Source organism: Staphylococcus sp. SM3655 (assembly GCF_016917315.1).
Lineage (GTDB): Bacteria > Bacillota > Bacilli > Staphylococcales > Staphylococcaceae > Staphylococcus > Staphylococcus aureus.
In genome coordinates, this window is the sequence record NZ_CP070305.1 from 1,357,149 (window position 1) to 1,382,028 (window position 24,880).

The 24,880-nt window shown below is 34.0% G+C and carries 19 protein-coding genes; 16 read left to right on the plus strand and 3 right to left on the minus strand.

What is annotated here, in order from left to right:
* The first annotated feature begins 66 nt into the window (after positions 1-66).
* From rpoC to tuf, 6 genes are all read left to right on the plus strand, one after another.
* Positions 67-3,663 (plus strand): DNA-directed RNA polymerase subunit beta', encoded by a 3,597-nt coding sequence (gene rpoC / locus JQN76_RS06685; RefSeq protein WP_001788197.1) that lies wholly within the window; start codon positions 67-69, stop codon positions 3,661-3,663.
* A gap of 136 nt (positions 3,664-3,799) precedes the next feature.
* The gene (locus JQN76_RS06690; RefSeq protein ID WP_000031892.1) at positions 3,800-4,054 is read left to right on the plus strand and encodes a ribosomal L7Ae/L30e/S12e/Gadd45 family protein; all 255 of its coding nucleotides are present in this window, start codon (positions 3,800-3,802) and stop codon (positions 4,052-4,054) included.
* Between the two features lie 97 nt (positions 4,055-4,151).
* On the plus strand, positions 4,152-4,565 hold the full coding sequence (gene rpsL, locus JQN76_RS06695; protein WP_001142337.1) for a 30S ribosomal protein S12: 414 nt from the start codon (positions 4,152-4,154) through the stop codon (positions 4,563-4,565).
* 65 nt (positions 4,566-4,630) lie between these two features.
* A complete protein-coding gene (gene rpsG, locus JQN76_RS06700) occupies positions 4,631-5,101 on the plus strand; it encodes a 30S ribosomal protein S7 (RefSeq protein ID WP_001137495.1) in 471 nt (156 codons plus the stop codon).
* Between the two features lie 122 nt (positions 5,102-5,223).
* Positions 5,224-7,305: an elongation factor G gene (gene fusA / locus JQN76_RS06705; protein WP_153165775.1), complete on the plus strand. Its 2,082-nt coding sequence runs from the start codon at positions 5,224-5,226 to the stop codon at positions 7,303-7,305.
* A 216-nt stretch (positions 7,306-7,521) separates the two neighbouring features.
* Positions 7,522-8,706, plus strand: a complete 1,185-nt coding sequence (gene tuf / locus JQN76_RS06710; RefSeq protein WP_001040568.1) for an elongation factor Tu — start codon at positions 7,522-7,524, stop codon at positions 8,704-8,706.
* A 281-nt stretch (positions 8,707-8,987) separates the two neighbouring features.
* Here the strand turns inward: tuf and JQN76_RS06715 are convergent, their stop codons facing one another.
* Positions 8,988-10,163 (minus strand): M20 family metallopeptidase, encoded by a 1,176-nt coding sequence (locus tag JQN76_RS06715; RefSeq protein WP_000887920.1) that lies wholly within the window; start codon positions 10,161-10,163, stop codon positions 8,988-8,990.
* 170 nt (positions 10,164-10,333) lie between these two features.
* Here JQN76_RS06715 and JQN76_RS06720 point away from each other — a divergent pair, with 170 nt between their 5' ends.
* From JQN76_RS06720 to JQN76_RS06745, 6 genes are all read left to right on the plus strand, one after another.
* Positions 10,334-11,521, plus strand: a complete 1,188-nt coding sequence (locus tag JQN76_RS06720) for a glycine C-acetyltransferase (protein WP_000250823.1) — start codon at positions 10,334-10,336, stop codon at positions 11,519-11,521.
* 264 nt (positions 11,522-11,785) lie between these two features.
* Positions 11,786-12,664: a glyoxalase III HchA gene (gene hchA / locus JQN76_RS06725; protein ID WP_000076397.1), complete on the plus strand. Its 879-nt coding sequence runs from the start codon at positions 11,786-11,788 to the stop codon at positions 12,662-12,664.
* A gap of 159 nt (positions 12,665-12,823) precedes the next feature.
* Positions 12,824-14,461: a ribulokinase gene (locus JQN76_RS06730; protein WP_000122344.1), complete on the plus strand. Its 1,638-nt coding sequence runs from the start codon at positions 12,824-12,826 to the stop codon at positions 14,459-14,461.
* A 213-nt stretch (positions 14,462-14,674) separates the two neighbouring features.
* Positions 14,675-15,640, plus strand: coding sequence for an NAD-dependent epimerase/dehydratase family protein (locus tag JQN76_RS06735; protein ID WP_000723301.1), 966 nt, complete (start codon positions 14,675-14,677; stop codon positions 15,638-15,640).
* Positions 15,641-15,975: 335 nt separating this feature from the next.
* The gene (locus JQN76_RS06740; RefSeq protein WP_000076041.1) at positions 15,976-17,052 is read left to right on the plus strand and encodes a branched-chain amino acid aminotransferase; all 1,077 of its coding nucleotides are present in this window, start codon (positions 15,976-15,978) and stop codon (positions 17,050-17,052) included.
* Positions 17,053-17,302: 250 nt separating this feature from the next.
* Positions 17,303-17,986 carry an HAD family hydrolase gene (locus tag JQN76_RS06745; RefSeq protein ID WP_000454784.1) on the plus strand — a complete coding sequence of 228 codons (684 nt, stop codon included), beginning with the start codon at positions 17,303-17,305 and terminating at the stop codon, positions 17,984-17,986.
* A gap of 115 nt (positions 17,987-18,101) precedes the next feature.
* On the opposite strand, the gene JQN76_RS06750 is transcribed toward JQN76_RS06745, so the two are convergent.
* On the minus strand, positions 18,102-18,764 hold the full coding sequence (locus tag JQN76_RS06750) for a deoxynucleoside kinase (protein ID WP_001067262.1): 663 nt from the start codon (positions 18,762-18,764) through the stop codon (positions 18,102-18,104).
* Positions 18,757-19,374 carry a deoxynucleoside kinase gene (locus JQN76_RS06755; protein WP_001039519.1) on the minus strand — a complete coding sequence of 206 codons (618 nt, stop codon included), beginning with the start codon at positions 19,372-19,374 and terminating at the stop codon, positions 18,757-18,759. Before JQN76_RS06755 ends, JQN76_RS06750 begins: the two co-directional genes overlap by 8 nt.
* Before the next feature lie 66 nt (positions 19,375-19,440).
* Between JQN76_RS06755 and tadA the strand changes: the two genes are divergently transcribed.
* From tadA to JQN76_RS06775, 4 genes are all read left to right on the plus strand, one after another.
* Positions 19,441-19,911 (plus strand): tRNA adenosine(34) deaminase TadA, encoded by a 471-nt coding sequence (tadA, locus tag JQN76_RS06760; RefSeq protein WP_000180281.1) that lies wholly within the window; start codon positions 19,441-19,443, stop codon positions 19,909-19,911.
* 146 nt (positions 19,912-20,057) lie between these two features.
* Entirely contained in the window at positions 20,058-20,927 is an 870-nt protein-coding gene (locus tag JQN76_RS06765) for a Cof-type HAD-IIB family hydrolase (RefSeq protein ID WP_000593366.1), read from the plus strand.
* A gap of 20 nt (positions 20,928-20,947) precedes the next feature.
* Positions 20,948-21,514, plus strand: coding sequence for an NADPH-dependent FMN reductase (locus JQN76_RS06770; RefSeq protein ID WP_000677261.1), 567 nt, complete (start codon positions 20,948-20,950; stop codon positions 21,512-21,514).
* Between the two features lie 430 nt (positions 21,515-21,944).
* Positions 21,945-24,719 (plus strand): SdrD B-like domain-containing protein, encoded by a 2,775-nt coding sequence (locus JQN76_RS06775; RefSeq protein WP_205397785.1) that lies wholly within the window; start codon positions 21,945-21,947, stop codon positions 24,717-24,719.
* Positions 24,720-24,880 lie beyond the last annotated feature (161 nt).

A 24,880-nucleotide genomic window follows, 5' to 3' on the forward strand; every position in this document is an offset into this window, starting at 1 on the left:
AAATAGCACAGCTAATCTAAATTGAAGGAGGTAGGCTCCTTGATTGATGTAAATAATTTCCATTATATGAAAATAGGATTGGCTTCACCTGAAAAAATCCGTTCTTGGTCTTTTGGTGAAGTTAAAAAACCTGAAACAATCAACTACCGTACATTAAAACCTGAAAAAGATGGTCTATTCTGTGAAAGGATTTTCGGACCTACAAAAGACTGGGAATGTAGTTGTGGTAAATACAAACGTGTTCGCTACAAAGGCATGGTCTGTGACAGATGTGGAGTTGAAGTAACTAAATCTAAAGTACGTCGTGAAAGAATGGGTCACATTGAACTTGCTGCTCCAGTTTCTCACATTTGGTATTTCAAAGGTATACCAAGCCGTATGGGATTATTACTTGACATGTCACCAAGAGCATTAGAAGAAGTTATTTACTTTGCTTCTTATGTTGTTGTAGATCCAGGTCCAACTGGTTTAGAAAAGAAAACTTTATTATCTGAAGCTGAATTCAGAGATTATTATGATAAATACCCAGGTCAATTCGTTGCAAAAATGGGTGCAGAAGGTATTAAAGATTTACTTGAAGAGATTGATCTTGACGAAGAACTTAAATTGTTACGCGATGAGTTGGAATCAGCTACTGGTCAAAGACTTACTCGTGCAATTAAACGTTTAGAAGTTGTTGAATCATTCCGTAATTCAGGTAACAAACCTTCATGGATGATTTTAGATGTACTTCCAATCATCCCACCAGAAATTCGTCCAATGGTTCAATTAGATGGTGGACGATTTGCAACAAGTGACTTAAACGATTTATACCGTCGTGTAATTAATCGAAATAATCGTTTGAAACGTTTATTAGATTTAGGTGCACCTGGTATCATCGTTCAAAACGAAAAACGTATGTTACAAGAAGCCGTTGACGCTTTAATTGATAATGGTCGTCGTGGTCGTCCAGTTACTGGCCCAGGTAACCGTCCATTAAAATCTTTATCTCATATGTTAAAAGGTAAACAAGGTCGTTTCCGTCAAAACTTACTTGGTAAACGTGTTGACTATTCAGGACGTTCAGTTATTGCAGTAGGTCCAAGCTTGAAAATGTACCAATGTGGTTTACCAAAAGAAATGGCACTTGAACTATTTAAACCATTCGTAATGAAAGAATTAGTTCAACGTGAAATTGCAACTAACATTAAAAATGCGAAGAGTAAAATCGAACGCATGGATGATGAAGTTTGGGACGTATTGGAAGAAGTAATTAGAGAACATCCTGTATTACTTAACCGTGCACCAACACTTCATAGACTTGGTATTCAAGCATTTGAACCAACTTTAGTTGAAGGTCGTGCGATTCGTCTACATCCACTTGTAACAACAGCTTATAACGCTGACTTTGACGGTGACCAAATGGCGGTTCACGTTCCTTTATCAAAAGAGGCACAAGCTGAAGCAAGAATGTTGATGTTAGCAGCACAAAACATCTTGAACCCTAAAGATGGTAAACCTGTAGTTACACCATCACAAGATATGGTACTTGGTAACTATTACCTTACTTTAGAAAGAAAAGATGCAGTAAATACAGGCGCAATCTTTAATAATACAAATGAAGTATTAAAAGCATATGCAAATGGCTTTGTACATTTACACACTAGAATTGGTGTACATGCAAGTTCGTTCAATAATCCAACATTTACTGAAGAACAAAACAAAAAGATTCTTGCTACGTCAGTAGGTAAAATTATATTCAATGAAATCATTCCAGATTCATTTGCTTATATTAATGAACCTACGCAAGAAAACTTAGAAAGAAAGACACCAAACAGATATTTCATCGATCCTACAACTTTAGGTGAAGGTGGATTAAAAGAATACTTTGAAAATGAAGAATTAATTGAACCTTTCAACAAAAAATTCTTAGGTAATATTATTGCAGAAGTATTCAACAGATTTAGCATCACTGATACATCAATGATGTTAGACCGTATGAAAGACTTAGGATTCAAATTCTCATCTAAAGCTGGTATTACAGTAGGTGTTGCTGATATCGTAGTATTACCTGATAAGCAACAAATACTTGATGAGCATGAAAAATTAGTCGACAGAATTACAAAACAATTCAACCGTGGTTTAATCACTGAAGAAGAAAGATATAATGCAGTTGTTGAAATTTGGACAGATGCAAAAGATCAAATTCAAGGTGAATTGATGCAATCACTTGATAAAACTAACCCAATCTTCATGATGAGTGATTCAGGTGCCCGTGGTAACGCATCTAACTTTACACAGTTAGCAGGTATGCGTGGATTGATGGCCGCACCATCTGGTAAGATTATCGAATTACCAATCACATCTTCATTCCGTGAAGGTTTAACAGTACTTGAATACTTCATCTCAACTCACGGTGCACGTAAAGGTCTTGCCGATACAGCACTTAAAACAGCTGACTCAGGATATCTTACTCGTCGTCTTGTTGACGTGGCACAAGATGTTATTGTTCGTGAAGAAGACTGTGGTACTGATAGAGGTTTATTAGTTTCTGATATTAAAGAAGGTACAGAAATGATTGAACCATTTATCGAACGTATTGAAGGTCGTTATTCTAAAGAAACAATTCGTCATCCTGAAACTGATGAAATAATCATTCGTCCTGATGAATTAATTACACCTGAAATTGCTAAGAAAATTACAGATGCTGGTATTGAACAAATGTATATTCGCTCAGCATTTACTTGTAACGCACGACATGGTGTTTGTGAAAAATGTTACGGTAAAAACCTTGCTACTGGTGAAAAAGTTGAAGTTGGTGAAGCAGTTGGTACAATTGCAGCCCAATCTATCGGTGAACCAGGTACACAGCTTACAATGCGTACATTCCATACAGGTGGGGTAGCAGGTAGCGATATCACACAAGGTCTTCCTCGTATTCAAGAGATTTTCGAAGCACGTAACCCTAAAGGTCAAGCGGTAATTACGGAAATCGAAGGTGTCGTAGAAGATATTAAATTAGCAAAAGATAGACAACAAGAAATTGTTGTTAAAGGTGCTAATGAAACAAGATCATACCTTGCTTCAGGTACTTCAAGAATTATTGTAGAAATCGGTCAACCAGTTCAACGTGGTGAAGTATTAACTGAAGGTTCTATTGAACCTAAGAATTACTTATCTGTTGCTGGATTAAACGCGACTGAAAGCTACTTATTAAAAGAAGTACAAAAAGTTTACCGTATGCAAGGTGTAGAAATCGACGATAAACACGTTGAGGTTATGGTTCGACAAATGTTACGTAAAGTTAGAATTATCGAAGCAGGTGATACGAAGTTATTACCAGGTTCATTAGTTGATATTCATAACTTTACAGATGCAAATAGAGAAGCATTTAAACACCGTAAGCGTCCTGCAACAGCTAAACCAGTATTACTTGGTATTACTAAAGCATCACTTGAAACAGAAAGTTTCTTATCTGCAGCATCATTCCAAGAAACAACAAGAGTTCTTACAGATGCAGCAATTAAAGGTAAGCGTGATGACTTATTAGGTCTTAAAGAAAACGTAATTATTGGTAAGTTAATTCCAGCTGGTACTGGTATGAGACGTTATAGCGACGTAAAATACGAAAAAACAGCTAAACCAGTTGCAGAAGTTGAATCTCAAACTGAAGTAACGGAATAACAAGTATATAACAGAGGCTAATGCTTTAGCCTCTTGTTATTTTTATGTAAATTATTTGATTTAATGTTGACGAATTCTCTTGTTCAATGTTAATATATTAAAGGTTGATGCAAGCAGAACTTTGGAGGATAAATTATTGTCTAAGGAAAAAGTTGCACGCTTTAACAAACAACATTTTGTAGTTGGTCTTAAAGAAACGCTTAAAGCGTTAAAGAAAGATCAAGTTACATCTTTGATTATTGCTGAAGACGTTGAAGTATATTTAATGACTCGCGTGTTAAGCCAAATCAATCAGAAAAATATACCTGTATCTTTTTTCAAAAGCAAACATGCTTTGGGTAAACATGTAGGTATTAACGTCAATGCGACAATAGTAGCATTGATTAAATGAGAATTAGTAAGTGTTTTACTTACTAAATTTTATTTAACCTAAAAATGAACCACCTGGATGTGTGGGATTAAAAAGTGAAGAGAGGAGGACATATCACATGCCAACTATTAACCAATTAGTACGTAAACCAAGACAAAGCAAAATCAAAAAATCAGATTCTCCAGCTTTAAATAAAGGTTTCAACAGTAAAAAGAAAAAATTTACTGACTTAAACTCACCACAAAAACGTGGTGTATGTACTCGTGTAGGTACAATGACACCTAAAAAACCTAACTCAGCGTTACGTAAATATGCACGTGTGCGTTTATCAAACAACATCGAAATTAACGCATACATCCCTGGTATCGGCCATAACTTACAAGAACACAGTGTTGTACTTGTACGTGGTGGACGTGTAAAAGACTTACCAGGTGTGCGTTACCATATTGTACGTGGAGCACTTGATACTTCAGGTGTTGACGGACGTAGACAAGGTCGTTCATTATACGGAACTAAGAAACCTAAAAACTAAGAATTTAGTTTTTAATTAAATCTTAAACTTAAAATATTTAATATAAGGAAGGGAGGATTTACATTATGCCTCGTAAAGGATCAGTACCTAAAAGAGACGTATTACCAGATCCAATTCATAACTCTAAGTTAGTAACTAAATTAATTAACAAAATTATGTTAGATGGTAAACGTGGAACAGCACAAAGAATTCTTTATTCAGCATTCGACCTAGTTGAACAACGCAGTGGTCGTGATGCATTAGAAGTATTCGAAGAAGCAATCAACAACATTATGCCAGTATTAGAAGTTAAAGCTCGTCGTGTAGGTGGTTCTAACTATCAAGTACCAGTAGAAGTTCGTCCAGAGCGTCGTACTACTTTAGGTTTACGTTGGTTAGTTAACTATGCACGTCTTCGTGGTGAAAAAACGATGGAAGATCGTTTAGCTAACGAAATTTTAGATGCAGCAAATAATACAGGTGGTGCCGTTAAGAAACGTGAGGACACTCACAAAATGGCTGAAGCAAACAAAGCATTTGCTCACTACCGTTGGTAAGATAAAAGCTTTTACCCTGAGTGTGTTCTATATTAATGAATTTTCATTAAGCGTTCATGCTTAGGGCATCGCCATATCTATCGTATTTATTCAGTAATATAAACTGGAAGGAGAAAAAATACATGGCTAGAGAATTTGCATTAGAAAAAACTCGTAATATCGGTATCATGGCTCACATTGATGCTGGTAAAACGACTACGACTGAACGTATTCTTTATTACACTGGCCGTATCCACAAAATTGGTGAAACACACGAAGGTGCTTCACAAATGGACTGGATGGAGCAAGAACAAGACCGTGGTATTACTATCACATCTGCTGCAACAACAGCAGCTTGGGAAGGTCACCGTGTAAACATTATCGATACACCTGGACACGTAGACTTCACTGTAGAAGTTGAACGTTCATTACGTGTACTTGACGGAGCAGTTACAGTACTTGATGCACAATCAGGTGTTGAACCTCAAACTGAAACAGTTTGGCGTCAGGCTACAACTTATGGTGTTCCACGTATCGTATTTGTAAACAAAATGGACAAATTAGGTGCTAACTTCGAATACTCTGTAAGTACATTACATGATCGTTTACAAGCTAACGCTGCTCCAATCCAATTACCAATTGGTGCGGAAGACGAATTCGAAGCAATCATTGACTTAGTTGAAATGAAATGTTTCAAATATACAAATGATTTAGGTACTGAAATTGAAGAAATTGAAATTCCTGAAGACCACTTAGATAGAGCTGAAGAAGCTCGTGCTAGCTTAATCGAAGCAGTTGCAGAAACTAGCGACGAATTAATGGAAAAATATCTTGGTGACGAAGAAATTTCAGTTTCTGAATTAAAAGAAGCTATCCGCCAAGCTACTACTAACGTAGAATTCTACCCAGTACTTTGTGGTACAGCTTTCAAAAACAAAGGTGTTCAATTAATGCTTGACGCTGTAATTGATTACTTACCTTCACCACTAGACGTTAAACCAATTATTGGTCACCGTGCTAGCAACCCTGAAGAAGAAGTAATCGCGAAAGCAGACGATTCAGCTGAATTCGCTGCATTAGCGTTCAAAGTTATGACTGACCCTTATGTTGGTAAATTGACATTCTTCCGTGTGTATTCAGGTACAATGACATCTGGTTCATACGTTAAGAACTCTACTAAAGGTAAACGTGAACGTGTAGGTCGTTTATTACAAATGCACGCTAACTCACGTCAAGAAATCGATACTGTATACTCTGGAGATATCGCTGCTGCGGTAGGTCTTAAAGATACAGGTACTGGTGATACTTTATGTGGTGAGAAAAATGACATTATCTTGGAATCAATGGAATTCCCAGAGCCAGTTATTCACTTATCAGTAGAGCCAAAATCTAAAGCTGACCAAGATAAAATGACTCAAGCTTTAGTTAAATTACAAGAAGAAGACCCAACATTCCATGCACACACTGACGAAGAAACTGGACAAGTTATCATCGGTGGTATGGGTGAGCTTCACTTAGACATCTTAGTAGACCGTATGAAGAAAGAATTCAACGTTGAATGTAACGTAGGTGCTCCAATGGTTTCATATCGTGAAACATTCAAATCATCTGCACAAGTTCAAGGTAAATTCTCTCGTCAATCTGGTGGTCGTGGTCAATACGGTGATGTTCACATTGAATTCACACCAAACGAAACAGGCGCAGGTTTCGAATTCGAAAACGCTATCGTTGGTGGTGTAGTTCCTCGTGAATACATTCCATCAGTAGAAGCTGGTCTTAAAGATGCTATGGAAAATGGTGTCTTAGCAGGTTATCCTTTAATTGATGTTAAAGCTAAATTATATGATGGTTCATACCATGATGTCGATTCATCTGAAATGGCCTTCAAAATTGCTGCATCATTAGCACTTAAAGAAGCTGCTAAAAAATGTGATCCTGTAATCTTAGAACCAATGATGAAAGTAACTATTGAAATGCCTGAAGAGTACATGGGTGATATCATGGGTGACGTAACATCTCGTCGTGGACGTGTTGATGGTATGGAACCTCGTGGTAATGCACAAGTTGTTAATGCTTATGTACCACTTTCAGAAATGTTCGGTTATGCAACATCATTACGTTCAAACACTCAAGGTCGCGGTACTTACACTATGTACTTCGATCACTATGCTGAAGTTCCAAAATCAATCGCTGAAGATATTATCAAGAAAAATAAAGGTGAATAATATAACTTGTTTTGACTAGCTAGCCTAGGTTAAAATACAAGGTGAGCTTAAATGTAAGCTATCATCTTTATAGTTTGATTTTTTGGGGTGAATGCATTATAAAAGAATTGTAAAATTCTTTTTGCATCGCTATAAATAATTTCTCATGATGGTGAGAAACTATCATGAGAGATAAATTTAAATATTATTTTTAATTAGAATAGGAGAGATTTTATAATGGCAAAAGAAAAATTCGATCGTTCTAAAGAACATGCCAATATCGGTACTATCGGTCACGTTGACCATGGTAAAACAACATTAACAGCAGCAATCGCTACTGTATTAGCAAAAAATGGTGACTCAGTTGCACAATCATATGACATGATTGACAACGCTCCAGAAGAAAAAGAACGTGGTATCACAATCAATACTTCTCACATTGAGTACCAAACTGACAAACGTCACTACGCTCACGTTGACTGCCCAGGACACGCTGACTACGTTAAAAACATGATCACTGGTGCTGCTCAAATGGACGGCGGTATCTTAGTAGTATCTGCTGCTGACGGTCCAATGCCACAAACTCGTGAACACATTCTTTTATCACGTAACGTTGGTGTACCAGCATTAGTAGTATTCTTAAACAAAGTTGACATGGTTGACGATGAAGAATTATTAGAATTAGTAGAAATGGAAGTTCGTGACTTATTAAGCGAATATGACTTCCCAGGTGACGATGTACCTGTAATCGCTGGTTCAGCATTAAAAGCTTTAGAAGGCGATGCTCAATACGAAGAAAAAATCTTAGAATTAATGGAAGCTGTAGATACTTACATTCCAACTCCAGAACGTGATTCTGACAAACCATTCATGATGCCAGTTGAGGACGTATTCTCAATCACTGGTCGTGGTACTGTTGCTACAGGCCGTGTTGAACGTGGTCAAATCAAAGTTGGTGAAGAAGTTGAAATCATCGGTTTACATGACACATCTAAAACAACTGTTACAGGTGTTGAAATGTTCCGTAAATTATTAGACTACGCTGAAGCTGGTGACAACATTGGTGCATTATTACGTGGTGTTGCTCGTGAAGACGTACAACGTGGTCAAGTATTAGCTGCTCCTGGTTCAATTACACCACATACTGAATTCAAAGCAGAAGTATACGTATTATCAAAAGACGAAGGTGGACGTCACACTCCATTCTTCTCAAACTATCGTCCACAATTCTATTTCCGTACTACTGACGTAACTGGTGTTGTTCACTTACCAGAAGGTACTGAAATGGTAATGCCTGGTGATAACGTTGAAATGACAGTAGAATTAATCGCTCCAATCGCGATTGAAGACGGTACTCGTTTCTCAATCCGTGAAGGTGGACGTACTGTAGGATCAGGCGTTGTTACTGAAATCATTAAATAATTTCTAATTTCTTAGATTTTATATAAAAAGAAGATCCCTCAATCGAGGGGTCTTTTTTTAATGTGTAAATTTTGTAATGGCTATTCGATTTAGAAGAACAATAATTGATGAAAGACTGACTAATAAAACTTATAACTGATAATACTGTTTAAATAAAATTGTTGAGTCTTGGACATTGTAAAATGCTCCCTTCAAAGTTTTCATTTTTTCAATGTCTACTTTGAAGGGAGCATTTCATTAGTTTATGTCTCAGATTCATATCTTTCAATTAATTTAAATGCTTAATTTGTTTTAAATACTTGCTCTAATTCAATGATTTTTAAAAATACAGCTACAGCGTATTTTAATGATTTTTCATCAATATCAAATTTGGGATTATGGTGTGGCGCTGTAATACCTTTACTTTCATTACCACAACCAGTCAGAAAGAATGCACCTGGTCGTACTTTCAAATAATGTGAAAAATCTTCTCCAATCATCATTAAATCTGATTCATTAAAGCGTACATGTAAGTCATTTGTTGCTTCTTTAATAACTTGATATGCTTTCTCGTTATTATGGACAGGCAAATACCCTTTAATATAATTCAAATCATAGTTAATATCATTTGCTATTGCTAAACCTTGTAAAAGCTTATCCATTTTGTCCATTACATGATTCTGTATATCTGAATCGAAAGTTCTAACTGTACCTTTACAAAATGCTTGATCAGGAATAACGCTATCTGTGGTGCCTGCTTGAATCATTCCAAATGAAAGTACAGCTTGTTTAACTGGATCGATCGTACGTGAAATTATTTTTTGTGCACTTAAAATGAACTCTGCCATGATTACTATTGGGTCAATGGTTTCATGAGGTTTGGCACCATGACCGCCACGACCTTTAATTGTGACACTAAATTCATCTGGAGAGGCCATGATTGCCCCCGCACGTGAATGAATAGTTCCAGTAGGATAACCACTCCATAAATGTGTACCGTAAATTCTATCTACATTTTCCAGACATCCAGCATCTATCATTTCTTGAGAACCACCTGGCATGATTTCTTCACCGTACTGGAATATTAATACAACATTACCTTCTAATAAATGTTTATGTTCATCTAAAATCTCTGCTACAGTAAGTAAAATTGCTGTATGACCATCATGCCCACACGCATGCATACATCCTGGATTTTTAGACTTATAAGGCACATCGTTTAATTCCTCGACAGGTAACGCATCAAAGTCAGCTCTTAATGCAATGGTAGGTCCTGTGCCCAAGCCTTTAAATGTGGCTTTGATACCATTGCGGCCGATAGGAGTTTCAATATCACAAGATAACTGGCTTAATTGGTTAACAATATAATCATGTGTTTGAAATTCTTCAAAAGATAACTCAGGATATTGGTGTAAATAACGTCTGAGTTGAATTGTTTTATTTTCTTTATTATTTGCTAGTTGGAACCAATCTAACACCCTTATCACTACTTTCTAAAATAATGTTTATAGTATAACATTTTATGAAATTATCGTACTAAATGATTGCTTTGAGATATTTTATCTATGAATGATAAGGCTTTCAAGTTATGTAGAATTACTGTATGATAAAGGTATTACCAAACAATACTTAAGGGGGATTATATACTGTGGTTCAATCATTACATGAGTTTTTAGAGGAAAATATAAATTATCTAAAAGAAAATGGTTTGTATAATGAAATAGATACAATTGAAGGTGCAAACGGACCAGAAATCAAAATCAATGGGAAATCATACATTAACTTATCTTCAAATAATTATTTAGGACTAGCAACAAATGAAGATTTGAAATCAGCTGCAAAAGCAGCTATTGATACACATGGTGTAGGTGCAGGCGCTGTTCGTACAATCAATGGTACATTAGATTTACACGACGAATTAGAAGAAACACTAGCAAAATTTAAAGGAACAGAAGCTGCAATAGCTTATCAATCAGGATTTAATTGTAATATGGCTGCTATTTCGGCTGTGATGAATAAAAATGATGCTATTTTATCAGATGAGCTTAATCATGCATCAATTATTGATGGATGTCGCTTATCTAAAGCTAAAATTATTCGAGTTAACCATTCAGACATGGATGATTTACGTGCGAAAGCAAAAGAAGCAGTTGAATCAGGTCAATACAATAAAGTGATGTATATCACTGATGGCGTTTTTAGTATGGATGGTGATGTGGCTAAATTACCTGAAATTGTAGAAATTGCAGAAGAATTTGGTTTATTAACTTATGTTGACGACGCTCATGGTTCAGGTGTTATGGGTAAAGGCGCTGGTACGGTTAAACATTTTGGTTTACAAGATAAAATCGATTTCCAAATAGGTACGCTTTCTAAAGCAATTGGTGTCGTTGGCGGTTATGTAGCAGGTACAAAAGAGTTAATAGATTGGTTAAAAGCACAATCACGACCATTCTTATTCTCTACATCATTAGCACCTGGGGATACCAAAGCAATAACTGAAGCAGTTAAAAAGTTAATGGATTCAACTGAATTACATGATAAATTATGGGACAATGCACAATATTTAAAAAATGGATTGTCAAAATTAGGATATGATACAGGTGAGTCAGAAACTCCAATTACACCAGTAATTATTGGTGATGAAAAAACAACTCAAGAATTTAGTAAGCGTTTAAAAGACGAAGGTGTCTATGTGAAATCTATCGTTTTCCCAACAGTACCAAGAGGTACAGGACGTGTAAGAAATATGCCTACAGCTGCACATACAAAAGACATGTTAGATGAAGCAATTGCGGCTTATGAAAAAGTAGGAAAAGAAATGAAGTTGATTTAATATTTATTTATTCCCACGGCAAATATTGTCGTGGGCTTTTTTTAATGTTTAGTTTATTAACAGTAAGTTCTTATAACAATGTTTAGTGCTCCCCAAAATTAAAGTTTGAATTTTAAAAGCACCTTGTAGAATTTAGGTGTATTTTTACAAATAAATTCATTTTGATTATTTTTGATAATGAGCATTTTAATGGTAATACATGTTTATAGTATGTAGTATATGTCTATACTAGTAGTAACTATATAGAGAAAGTAGGAATAAACTATGTCACAAGATGTAAATGAATTAAGTAAGCAACCAACGCCAGATAAAGCAGAAGATAATGCATTTTTCCCATCACCATATTCCCTTAGTCAATATACAGCACCTAAAACAGATTTTGATGGTGTTGAACACAAAGGTGCCTATAAAGATGGTAAATGGAAAGTATTGATGATTGCTGCTGAAGAGAGATATGTATTATTGGAAAATGGAAAAATGTTCTCTACGGGTAATCATCCTGTTGAAATGTTATTACCTTTACATCATTTAATGGAAGCAGGTTTTGACGTTGATGTTGCGACATTATCTGGTTATCCAGCTAAATTAGAATTATGGGCTATGCCAACTGAAGACGAGGCAGTTATAAGCACTTATAATAAATTGAAAGAAAAATTAAAACAGCCTAAAAAATTAGCAGATGTGATTAAAAATGAATTAGGACCGGATTCAGACTATTTATCTGTCTTTATCCCAGGCGGACATGCTGCAGTTGTTGGTATTTCTGAAAGTGAGGACGTTCAACAAACATTAGATTGGGCATTAGACAATGACCGCTTTATAGTTACATTATGTCATGGACCAGCAGCACTACTTTCAGCAGGGCTTAACAGAGAAAAATCTCCATTAGAAGGATACTCTGTTTGTGTCTTCCCTGACTCATTAGATGAAGGTGCAAATATTGAAATAGGTTATTTACCTGGACGCTTGAAATGGTTAGTTGCTGATTTATTAACTAAACAAGGATTAAAAGTAGTTAACGACGATATGACAGGAAGAACGTTAAAAGATCGTAAATTATTAACAGGTGACAGTCCTTTAGCTTCAAATGAGTTAGGAAAATTAGCAGTTAATGAAATGTTAAATGCAATACAAAATAAATAATTAAATATTAATTAGAGAAGCCTCATATGTAAATGTATGAGGGCTCTTTTTTTTTGGCAAAATTTAAGTGATACTTGTAAAATAGAACCTATTATGAGTATGATTTAAGAAAACGCTTGCAAAACTAATAACCGCAACTAGCGATATGGAGGAAACATGATGTCTTATAGCATTGGAATTGATTATGGAACTGCTTCAGGCCGTGTGTTTTTAATTAATACAACTAACGGTCAAGTAGTATCAAAATTTGTGAAACCATATACACATGGTGTCATTGAGAGTGAATTAAATGGTTTGAAAATACCACATACATATGCACTTCAAAATAGTAATGATTATTTAGAAATTATGGAAGAAGGAATATCATATATAGTACGTGAATCAAAAATAGATCCAGACAATATAGTAGGTATTGGTATAGACTTTACTTCATCTACTATTATTTTTACTGACGAAAACCTTAACCCGGTACATAACTTAAAACAATTTAAAAACAATCCACATGCGTATGTGAAACTTTGGAAACATCATGGTGCATATAAAGAGGCAGAGAAATTATATCAAACTGCTATTGAAAATAATAATAAGTGGTTAGGCCATTATGGATATAATGTTAGTAGTGAATGGATGATTCCCAAAATAATGGAAGTCATGAATCGAGCACCAGAAATTATGGAAAAAACGGCTTATATTATGGAAGCGGGCGATTGGATTGTAAATAAATTAACTAATAAAAATGTACGGTCGAATTGTGGATTAGGTTTCAAAGCATTTTGGGAAGAAGAAACAGGGTTTCATTATGATTTATTTGATAAAATAGACCCCAAATTATCACAAGTAATTCAAGATAAAGTATCTGCACCTGTTGTTAATATTGGTGAAGCAGTAGGGAAACTGGATGATAAAATGGCACAGAAATTAGGATTATCAAAAGAGACTATGGTAAGTCCTTTTATTATTGATGCCCATGCTAGTTTATTAGGTATTGGGTCTGAAAAAGATAAAGAAATGACTATGGTGATGGGAACAAGCACATGCCATCTTATGTTAAATGAAAAGCAACATCAAGTGCCAGGTATATCAGGTTCTGTAAAAGGAGCAATTATTCCAGAATTATTTGCTTATGAAGCGGGACAATCAGCAGTAGGTGATTTGTTTGAGTATGTCGCTAAGCAAGCACCAAAGTCATATGTAGATGAAGCAGCAAATAGAAATATGACTGTATTTGAATTAATGAATGAAAAGATAAAACATCAAATGCCAGGTGAAAGTGGGCTCATTGCTCTTGATTGGCATAATGGAAATCGAAGTGTATTAAGTGATAGCAATTTAACAGGTTGTATCTTTGGATTAACTTTACAAACTAAGCATGAGGATATTTATAGAGCATATTTAGAAGCTACAGCATTTGGTACTAAGATGATTATGCAACAGTATCAAGATTGGCATATGGAAGTAGAAAAGGTATTTGCATGTGGCGGTATACCTAAAAAGAATGCTGTTATGATGGATATCTATGCGAATGTACTGAATAAAAAACTAATTGTTATGGATAGTGAGTATGCACCAGCAATAGGCGCAGCAATATTAGGTGCAGTCAGTGGTGGCGCACATAATTCAATTAATGACGCAGTTGATGCTATGAAAGAGCCAATTTTATACGAAATTAATCCAGAAGCGGAAAAAGTACAAAGGTATGAAACATTATTTAAAGCTTATAAGGCTTTACATGATATCCATGGTTATAAAAAAGCTAATATAATGAAAGATATCCAAAGTTTAAGAGTTGAGGGATAAAAAATTTAATTTGACAGTAATTAGCAATAATAAACGCTATAAATTACTAAAATCAATTAATACAACTAGAATTTCCATTTACAGAAATATCAGCAACATGTACATGTCATATATACAAGAAAGCGCTTTTATATTATAATTATTATGAAAATGAATATTATGTCCGCTTGTGATGGACTATAGCTATATAGAAGAGACAAAGGAGATATTTCTATGAAAAAAATTATGATTACTGGTGCATTAGGACAAATTGGTACAGAATTAGTTGTTAAGTGCAGAGAAATTTATGGGACAGATAATGTTCTTGCTACAGATATTAGGGAACCTGAAGCAGACTCACCTGTACAAAATGGACCATTTGAAATCTTAGACGTAACAGATCGTGACCGTATGTTTGAGTTAGTTAGGGACTTTGAAGCGGATAGTCTAATGCATATGGCAGCATTATTATCAGCAACTGCTGAGAAAAATCCAATTCTAGCTTGGGATTTAAATATGGGTGGATTAATGAATGCATTAGAAGCTGCAAGAACTTATAATTTGCACTTTTTCACACCAAGTTCAATTGGTGCATTTGGAGACTCAACTCCTAAAGTTAATACGCCACAAGTAACGATTCAGCAACCTACGACAATGTATGGTGTAAATAAAGTAGCTGGAGAATTATTGTGTCAATACTATTTCAAACGTTTTGGTGTAGATACAAGAAGTGTTAGATTCCCAGGTTTAATCTCGCATGTTAAAGAGCCAGGTGGCGGTACTACAGACTATGCTGTTGAAATATACTTCAAAGCAGTAAGAGAGGGTCATTATACAAGCTTCATAGATAAAGGCACGTATATGGATATGATGTATATGGATGATGCAATTGAAGCAATTATTAAACTTATGGAAGCAGACGACGCTAAATTAGAAACTAGAAACGGTTATAATTTGAGCGCAATGAGTTTTGATCCAGAGATGGTAAAAGAAGCAATTCAAGAATACTATCCAAATTTTACATTAGATTATGATGTTGATCCTATTAGACAAGGTATCGCTAATAGTTGGCCGGATTCTATTGATACAAGCTGTTCACGTGGCGAATGGGGATTTGATCCTAAATATGATTTAGCGAGCATGACTAAATTAATGTTAGAAGCTATTGAACAAAAAGATACTGTTAAAAATAATAACTAATCATTTCCATTCACTTTAATACACGGAATGATATTTTAAATTACTCTTTATTTTAATAAACTAGTGCATGAATTCTAATATTATTCATTATACATATTGAATTCGCGAGCTTAGTTCATTTTAAAGTAAAGAGTTTTTTGTATGTAAAGTATATTAGTAAAACACAGATTACTTGTCTCTGTGAAATTAATACGTTTATACTAAAAGATATAGTCTTTCTAGAAAATCTGTTAATTAATTTTGAATTTTTAGAAAATTTATTGAACAGCAAAATATGGATTGTTATAATTTAAGTTAAACAAATTCTTATACAATATTATTAGGAGGCAATCACCATGTCACAAGCAGTTAAAGTTGAACGACGAAAAACATTAAAACAAAAACCAAATACATCTCAACTAGGTTTTGGTAAATATTTTACTGATTATATGTTGAGTTATGATTATGATGCAGATAAAGGATGGCATGATTTGAAGATAGTACCTTATGGTCCTATTGAAATTTCACCTGCTGCACAAGGTGTTCATTATGGTCAATCGGTATTCGAAGGATTAAAAGCATATAAAAGAGATGGGGAAGTTGCACTTTTCCGTCCTGAAGAAAATTTTAAGCGTCTTAATAACTCGTTAGCACGATTAGAAATGCCTCAAGTAGACGAAGCAGAATTGTTAGAGGGGCTAAAACAATTAGTTGATTTAGAAAGAGATTGGATTCCTGAAGGGGAAGGTCAATCATTATATATTCGTCCATTTGTTTTTGCAACAGAAGGGGCACTTGGCGTTGGTGCATCACATCAGTATAAATTATTAATTATTTTATCTCCTTCAGGTGCATATTATGGTGGTGAAACTTTAAAACCAACTAAAATCTATGTAGAAGATGAATATGTGCGTGCTGTTCGTGGCGGTGTAGGCTTTGCGAAAGTTGCAGGTAACTATGCGGCAAGTTTATTAGCACAAACTAATGCAAATAAATTAGGTTATGACCAAGTATTATGGCTTGATGGTGTTGAACAGAAATATATCGAAGAAGTTGGTAGCATGAACATTTTCTTCGTTGAAAATGGAAAAGTAATTACACCAGAGTTGAATGGCAGTATTTTACCTGGTATTACTCGTAAATCTATTATCGAATTAGCTAAAAACTTAGGATATGAAGTCGAAGAGCGCCGCGTTTCAATCGATGAATTATTCGAATCATATGATAAAGGTGAGTTAACAGAAGTATTTGGTAGTGGTACTGCAGCAGTTATTTCACCTGTGGGTACATTGAGATACGAAGATCGTGAAATCGTTATTAATAATAATGAGACAGGTGAAATTACTCAAAAATTATACGACGTCTATACTGGTATTCAAAATGGTACTTTAGAAGATAAAAATGGTTGGAGAGTCGTTGTACCAAAATATTAATAAAAATTGAATATAATCATGAAAACAATATGTAAAAGTTAATCATGACTAAAATCCCTTTCAATGAAGCGAAGCATGGTAATAAATTAAGTTTACAATGTTTATTGTTAAGTATTGAAGGGGATTTCACTTATTATTATATTTAATTCAATATTTAAAAAGAACAATACTACGAGTTCATTTTCAGGGAAATAACGAATATCATAGAATCAGCATAATACGAAATAAATAAATAGGAGTATTGATATCAATGGAATGGATATTATTTGATAAAGATGGTACGTTAATTGAATTTGATAGAAGTTGGGAAAAAATAGGGGTACGATTTGTACAATCATTGCTTGAGACTTTCCCAGTACATAATAAAGAAGCTGCTTTAAGACAACTCGGTGTCATTAAAGAATCTATTGATCCAAAATCAGTGATGGGTTCAGGATCTTTACAACAAATTATCCAGGCATTTAATGATGTGACGGGACAAGATACAACCGACTGGTCCAAGTCAACAAGTCAAAAGCTGGTAGATGAACGTATTCCTGAAATTAATTGGGTAGAAGGTGTTAAAGAAGCACTTATCGATTTGAAAGCAAAAGGCTATCAACTTGGTATTGTTACGAGTGATACTAAAAAAGGTGTAGAACAATTTTTAGCACATACCAATGCTACCTCGTTGTTCGATTTGATCATTTCTACCGAAGCGGATGCCTATGAGAAGCCAAATCCTAAAGTATTATCGCCTTTATTTGAGCAATATAATGTAGATCCTCAGAAAGTAGCTATAGTAGGAGACACTGCTAATGATATGAAGACAGCAAGTAATGCAAATTTAGGTATGGCAATAGGTGTATTAACAGGTATTGCAACAAAAGAAGAATTACATGAAGCTGATATTATTTTAAATAGTGCGGCAGATATTTTAGAAGCTTTAAATTAAAAAGAAAGACATAGTGTATATGTGAATTAATGTATTCGATAGAATTGATAAAATAATCGATAATATCTATGGAATATACATTGAATATAAACATATACGCTATGTCTTTAGTCTTTTATCGTGTATCTACTTGTCGATATGTTTGAATAATTCGAGCAATTTTGTTTATCATAGGATTTAAAGATTCGGGGTCCTTATGGATATCATATTCATTAATGTTGATACGTACCACAGGACATGCATTAAAGCTATTAATCCAATCGTCATAGCGTTTAAATAGCTTTTTCCAGTATTCAGGGTCTGTATTAATTTCCATTTCGCGACCACGTTCAATAATACGATCAATGACCTCATCATAGTTACATTCTAAATAAATCATTACATCAGGTTTAGGAAAATAAGGTGTCATGACCATGGCATTAAATAAGTCTGAATATGTTTTGAAATCTTCTTTACTCATTGTGCCTTCTTCTTCATGCATTTTTGCAAAAATATCAACATCTTCATAAATTGATCGATCTTGGACAAAGCCACCACCATATTCAAACATACGCTTTTGTTCTTTAAAACGTTCAGCTAAGAAGTAAATTTGCAAATGGAAACTCCATCGTTCAAAATCGCTGTAAAATTTATCTAAATATGGATTATGTTCGACATTTTCAAAAGACGTTTTAAAGTTTAATTTATCTGCAAGTGCTTGCGTTAGTGTTGATTTTCCAACACCAACTGTACCTGCAATGGTTATAATGGCATTTTGTGGAATACCGTAATTATTCATTGGTAATATCTCCTATCATAGGTAATATAATATGTAATATATCTTCGTAATCTTGTTCATTTTTAAGAAAATCAATAGAAGTTGTATCGATTAAAACTACATTTGAACCATTACTTTGTAAGGACTCATAATACTCACGATAATCTTTTTTTAACTTTAACAGATATTCATCTTCTATTTGATGCTCAAAACTACGGTTACGTTTAGCAATTCTAGATTTTAACACATCAAGGTCTGCATCTAAAAAGATAATCATATTCGGCATGATCATATCTTCAGTTAAAATATCATAAATTTTACTGAATTTCTGAAATTCAACAGAACTCAAAGTATTTTTAGCAAATATCTTATTTTTATGTATATGATAATCACTAACTACACCTTGATTTAGTTGTGTTACATCTTGAAATTGCTTATATCTATTGCATAAAAAGAACATTTCAGTTTGAAAACTCCATTTAGAGATATCTTCATAAAAGTCTGATAAAAATGGATTTTCTGTGATGATTTCTTTTTCTTCATAAAAATCTAAAGTTTGACTTAATTTGTGTGCAAGTGAAGATTTACCTACGCCAATAGGACCTTCAATTGCTATAAAAGGTTTGTTCATATTCACATCTCCAAATGTTAAAATAGACATTGAGTATTGTACCATAAGTGAGGTATCTGGACATAAATGACAAATGATATATATTTTATGACATTAGCGATTGAAGAAGCTAAAAAAGCAGCTCAACTAGGCGAAGTACCTATAGGTGCTATCATCACTAAAGATGATGAAGTTATCGCTAGAGCACATAATTTAAGAGAAACACTACAACAACCAACGGCGCATGCTGAACATATTGCAATTGAACGTGCAGCCAAAGTGTTAGGTAGTTGGCGTTTAGAAGGTTGCACATTATATGTAACCTTAGAACCATGTGTCATGTGCGCTGGAACAATTGTAATGAGTCGCATTCCAAGAGTCGTCTATGGCGCAGATGATCCTAAAGGTGGTTGTAGTGGCAGTTTAATGAATTTATTGCAACAATCTAATTTTAATCATCGTGCAATTGTTGATAAAGGTGTACTTAAAGAAGCATGTAGCACATTATTAACAACATTTTTTAAAAACTTAAGAGCCAATAAGAAATCCACCAATTAGACGATAGTACATACTAATTAAAATTTGTTAGAATTACATTATATGATAAATTAATGACAATATAAATGTTAATAGAAAAGTATGTGCGCTGAGTATATATTCTTATTTAAGAACAAGATTTTAAATTTACGAAACGAGGTAACATAATGATAAAACTAATAGCCACTGATATGGATGGCACGCTACTTAATGCAGCACATGAAATTTCTCAACCTAATATTGATGCGATTAAATACGCTCAAGAACAAGGGATAACGGTTGTTATCGCGACAGGTCGAGCATTTTATGAAGCACAAGCACCAGTTGCTGACACAGATTTAACAGTACCATATATTTGTTTGAATGGTGCTGAAGTACGTGATGAAACTTTCAATGTAATGAGCACTTCACACCTTAATAAATCGTTAGTACACAAAATTACAAATGTTTTAAAAGATGCAGGTATTTATTATCAAGTATACACGAGTCGTGCGATTTATACTGAAGATCCACAAAGAGATTTAGACATTTACATAGATATTGCTGAGCGTGCAGGTCAACATGCAAACGTTGAGCGTATTAAAAATGGTATTCAAAGACGCATAGATAATGGTACGTTGAAAGTTGTTGATAATTATGATGCTATTGAAAACATACCTGGTGAATTAATTATGAAAATATTAGCATTTGATGGAAATTTAGAAAAAATTGACAAAGCTAGTAAAATTTTAGCTGAATCTCCGAATTTAGCTATATCATCATCTTCGAGAGGAAATATAGAAATAACGCATTCAGATGCACAAAAAGGTATTGCGCTAGAAACAATTGCCGAAAGATTAGGGATTGAAATGAAAGAAGTCATGGCAATAGGTGACAATTTAAATGACTTATCAATGTTAGAGAAAGTTGGCTATCCAGTTGCGATGGAAAATGGTGCAGAAGAAGTTAAAAAAATAGCGAAATATGTCACAGATACGAATGAAAATAGTGGTGTTGGAAAAGCTATTATGAAATTATTACGTGAACAACAAGTTTAATAAAAAAAGAGGGGTCAAATATGAAAGGATTAATTATTATTGGCAGTGCACAAGTGAATTCACATACAAGTGCACTAGCAAGATACTTAACTGAGCATTTTAAAACACATGATATTGAAGCGGAAATATTCGATTTAGCAGAAAAGCCGTTAAATCAATTAGATTTTTCAGGAACAACACCGTCTATTGATGAAATCAAACAAAATATGAAAGATTTAAAAGAGAAAGCAATGGCGGCGGACTTTTTAATATTAGGAACGCCAAACTATCATGGTTCATATTCTGGAATATTGAAAAATGCATTAGATCATCTAAATATGGATTATTTTAAAATGAAACCTGTAGGCTTAATAGGAAATAGTGGTGGTATTGTTAGTTCAGAGCCATTGTCACATTTAAGAGTAATCGTCAGAAGTTTACTAGGCATTGCTGTACCAACTCAAATAGCAACACATGATTCTGATTTTGCTAAAAATGAAGATGGTTCATATTACTTAAATGATAGTGAATTCCAATTACGAGCAAGATTATTTGTCGATCAAATTGTATCTTTTGTGAATAATAGTCCATATGAACATTTAAAATAATATTAAAAAATATGTAAATATACATTAAAAATAGGTATGTAGCTTAAGGTATTTCATTGAGAATGCTTTTAAGTCACATGCCTATTTTTTGTTCTAATGCACCAATAGTAAGCCTTTGAGATTACTGTTGTGAGCAATGTTATTAATTAAAATAAGATGTAATAGCGAATTGAAAACAAGCTTAGATTAAAAGTGAGTTTTAAAAATATAGATAAATAATTTAAAGCAATTAAAGAAAAAAAGTATTAAAAATTGCAATTCTTAAACTGTGATTCATATTAATATTTGTAGCAAATAACATTGTAAAATAAAGAAAAATAATTAAAGTATTGCACTTTATTGAAATTTATATTACGATAGTAATGCAGAAATTTATATATGCAAAATATTATATTTATCAAATTTTGATATTTTAAAGGAGTATTATTAAATGAATAATAAAAAGACAGCAACAAATAGAAAAGGCATGATACCAAATCGATTAAACAAATTTTCGATAAGAAAGTATTCTGTAGGTACTGCTTCAATTTTAGTAGGGACAACATTGATTTTTGGGTTAAGTGGTCATGAAGCTAAAGCGGCAGAACATACGAATGGAGAATTAAATCAATCAAAAAATGAAACGACAGCCCCAAGTGAGAATAAAACAACTGAAAAAGTTGATAGTCGTCAACTAAAAGACAATACGCAAACTGCAACTGCAGATCAGCCTAAAGTGACAATGAGTGATAGTGCAACAGTTAAAGAAACTAGTAGTAACATGCAATCACCACAAAACGCTACAGCTAGTCAATCTACTACACAAACTAGCAATGTAACAACAAATGATAAATCATCAACTACATATAGTAATGAAACTGATAAAAGTAATTTAACACAAGCAAAAAACGTTTCAACTACACCTAAAACAACGACTATTAAACCAAGAACATTAAACCGTATGGCTGTGAACACAGTAGCAGCACCACAACAAGGTACAAATGTTAATGATAAAGTTCATTTTTCAAATATTGATATTGCTATTGATAAAGGACATGTAAATTCAACAACTGGCAAAACTGAATTTTGGGCGACTTCTAGTGATGTTTTAAAATTAAAAGCGAATTACAAAATCGATGATTCTGTTAAAGAGGGCGATACATTTACATTTAAATATGGACAGTATTTCCGTCCGGGTTCTGTAAGATTACCTTCACAAACTCAAAATTTATATAATGCCCAAGGTAATATTATAGCAAAAGGTATTTATGATAGTACAACAAACACAACAACATATACTTTTACGAACTATGTGGATCAATATACAAATGTTAGCGGTAGCTTTGAACAAGTTGCATTTGCGAAACGTGAAAATGCAACAACTGATAAAACAGCTTATAAAATGGAAGTAACTTTAGGTAATGATACATATAGCGAAGAAGTCATCGTCGATTATGGTAATAAAAAAGCACAACCGCTTATTTCAAGTACAAACTATATCAATAATGAAGATTTATCACGAAATATGACTGTTTATGTAAATCAACCTAAAAATACATATACAAAAGAAACATTAGTAACAAATTTAACTGGTTATAAATTTAATCCAGATGCTAAAAACTTTAAAATTTATGAAGTAACTAACCAAAATCAGTTTGTGGATAGTTTCACCCCAGATACTTCAAAACTTACAGATGTCACTGATAAATTTAAAATTACATACAGTAATGATAATAAGACGGCGACAGTTGATTTATTGAATGGTCAATCTAGTAGTGATAAACAGTACATCATTCAACAAGTTGCTTATCCAGATAATAGGAAAATTGATTATACTTTAGAAACACAAAATGGAAAAAGTAGTTGGTCAAACAGTTATTCAAATGTGAATGGTTCATCAACTGCAAATGGCGACCAAAAGAAATATAATCTAGGTGACTATGTATGGGAAGATACAAATAAAGATGGTAAACAAGATGCCAATGAAAAAGGGATTAAAGGTGTTTATGTCATTCTTAAAGATAGTAACGGTAAAGAATTAGATCGTACGACAACAGATGAAAATGGTAAATATCAGTTCACTGGTTTAAGCAATGGAACTTATAGTGTAGAGTTTTCAACACCAGCCGGTTATACACCGACAACTGCAAATGCAGGAACTGATGATGCTGTTGATTCAGATGGTTTAACAACAACAGGTGTCATTAAAGACGCTGACAACATGACATTAGATAGTGGATTCTATAAAACACCAAAATATAGTTTAGGTGATTATGTTTGGTACGACAGTAATAAAGATGGTAAACAAGATTCGACTGAAAAAGGAATTAAAGGTGTTAAAGTTACTTTGCAAAACGAAAAAGGCGAAGTAATTGGTACAACTGAAACAGATGAAAATGGTAAATATCGTTTCGATAATTTAGATAGCGGTAAATACAAAGTTATTTTTGAAAAGCCTGCTGGTTTAACTCAAACAGGTACAAATACAACTGAAGATGATAAAGATGCCGATGGTGGCGAAGTCGATGTAACAATTACGGATCATGATGATTTCACACTTGATAATGGCTACTACGAAGAAGAAACATCAGATAGCGACTCAGATTCAGACAGCGATTCAGACTCAGATAGCGACTCAGATTCTGACAGCGATTCAGACTCAGATAGCGACTCAGATTCAGACAGCGACTCAGACTCAGATAGCGATTCAGATTCAGACAGCGATTCAGATTCAGACAGCGACTCAGATTCAGATAGCGACTCAGACTCAGACAGCGATTCAGACTCAGATAGCGACTCAGATTCAGACAGCGACTCAGACTCAGACAGCGACTCAGACTCAGACAGTGATTCAGATTCAGATAGCGACTCAGATTCAGACAGCGACTCAGATTCAGATAGCGACTCAGACTCAGACAGCGATTCAGACTCAGATAGCGATTCAGACTCAGACTCAGACAGCGATTCAGATTCGGATAGCGACTCAGATTCAGATAGCGATTCGGACTCAGACAACGACTCAGATAGCGATTCAGATTCAGATGCAGGTAAACATACTCCGGCTAAACCAATGAGTACGGTTAAAGATCAGCATAAAACAGCTAAAGCATTACCAGAAACAGGTAGTGAAAATAATAATTCAAATAATGGCACATTATTCGGTGGATTATTCGCGGCATTAGGATCATTATTGTTATTCGGTCGTCGTAAAAAACAAAATAAATAATATGATTAACTTAACCAGGTCCATGTGGCCTGGTTTTTTTCTGTTTAGAAATTCCCAGATATAAAACAAAAAATCTTTAAGGAATAGATGCAATTTAATTTGTTACAGAAATGTAATTGTCTATGAATTAGAAAAGCTAAGATATTAATTTTAAGGGCAAA

Bases quoted from the DNA above. Each gene is read 5' to 3' on its own strand.
- rpoC (WP_001788197.1), top strand. From the start codon at position 67: ATGAAAATAGGATTGGCTTCACCTGAAAAAATCCGTTCTTGGTCTTTT.
- rpsL (WP_001142337.1), top strand. From the start codon at position 4,152: ATGCCAACTATTAACCAATTAGTACGTAAACCAAGACAAAGCAAAATC.
- rpsG (WP_001137495.1), top strand. From the start codon at position 4,631: ATGCCTCGTAAAGGATCAGTACCTAAAAGAGACGTATTACCAGATCCA.
- fusA (WP_153165775.1), top strand. From the start codon at position 5,224: ATGGCTAGAGAATTTGCATTAGAAAAAACTCGTAATATCGGTATCATG.
- tuf (WP_001040568.1), top strand. From the start codon at position 7,522: ATGGCAAAAGAAAAATTCGATCGTTCTAAAGAACATGCCAATATCGGT.
- hchA (WP_000076397.1), top strand. From the start codon at position 11,786: ATGTCACAAGATGTAAATGAATTAAGTAAGCAACCAACGCCAGATAAA.
- JQN76_RS06730 (WP_000122344.1), top strand. From the start codon at position 12,824: ATGTCTTATAGCATTGGAATTGATTATGGAACTGCTTCAGGCCGTGTG.
- JQN76_RS06735 (WP_000723301.1), top strand. From the start codon at position 14,675: ATGAAAAAAATTATGATTACTGGTGCATTAGGACAAATTGGTACAGAA.
- JQN76_RS06740 (WP_000076041.1), top strand. From the start codon at position 15,976: ATGTCACAAGCAGTTAAAGTTGAACGACGAAAAACATTAAAACAAAAA.
- JQN76_RS06745 (WP_000454784.1), top strand. From the start codon at position 17,303: ATGGAATGGATATTATTTGATAAAGATGGTACGTTAATTGAATTTGAT.
- JQN76_RS06750 (WP_001067262.1), bottom strand. From the start codon at position 18,764: ATGAATAATTACGGTATTCCACAAAATGCCATTATAACCATTGCAGGT.
- JQN76_RS06755 (WP_001039519.1), bottom strand. From the start codon at position 19,374: ATGAACAAACCTTTTATAGCAATTGAAGGTCCTATTGGCGTAGGTAAA.
- tadA (WP_000180281.1), top strand. From the start codon at position 19,441: ATGACAAATGATATATATTTTATGACATTAGCGATTGAAGAAGCTAAA.
- JQN76_RS06765 (WP_000593366.1), top strand. From the start codon at position 20,058: ATGATAAAACTAATAGCCACTGATATGGATGGCACGCTACTTAATGCA.
- JQN76_RS06770 (WP_000677261.1), top strand. From the start codon at position 20,948: ATGAAAGGATTAATTATTATTGGCAGTGCACAAGTGAATTCACATACA.
- JQN76_RS06775 (WP_205397785.1), top strand. From the start codon at position 21,945: ATGAATAATAAAAAGACAGCAACAAATAGAAAAGGCATGATACCAAAT.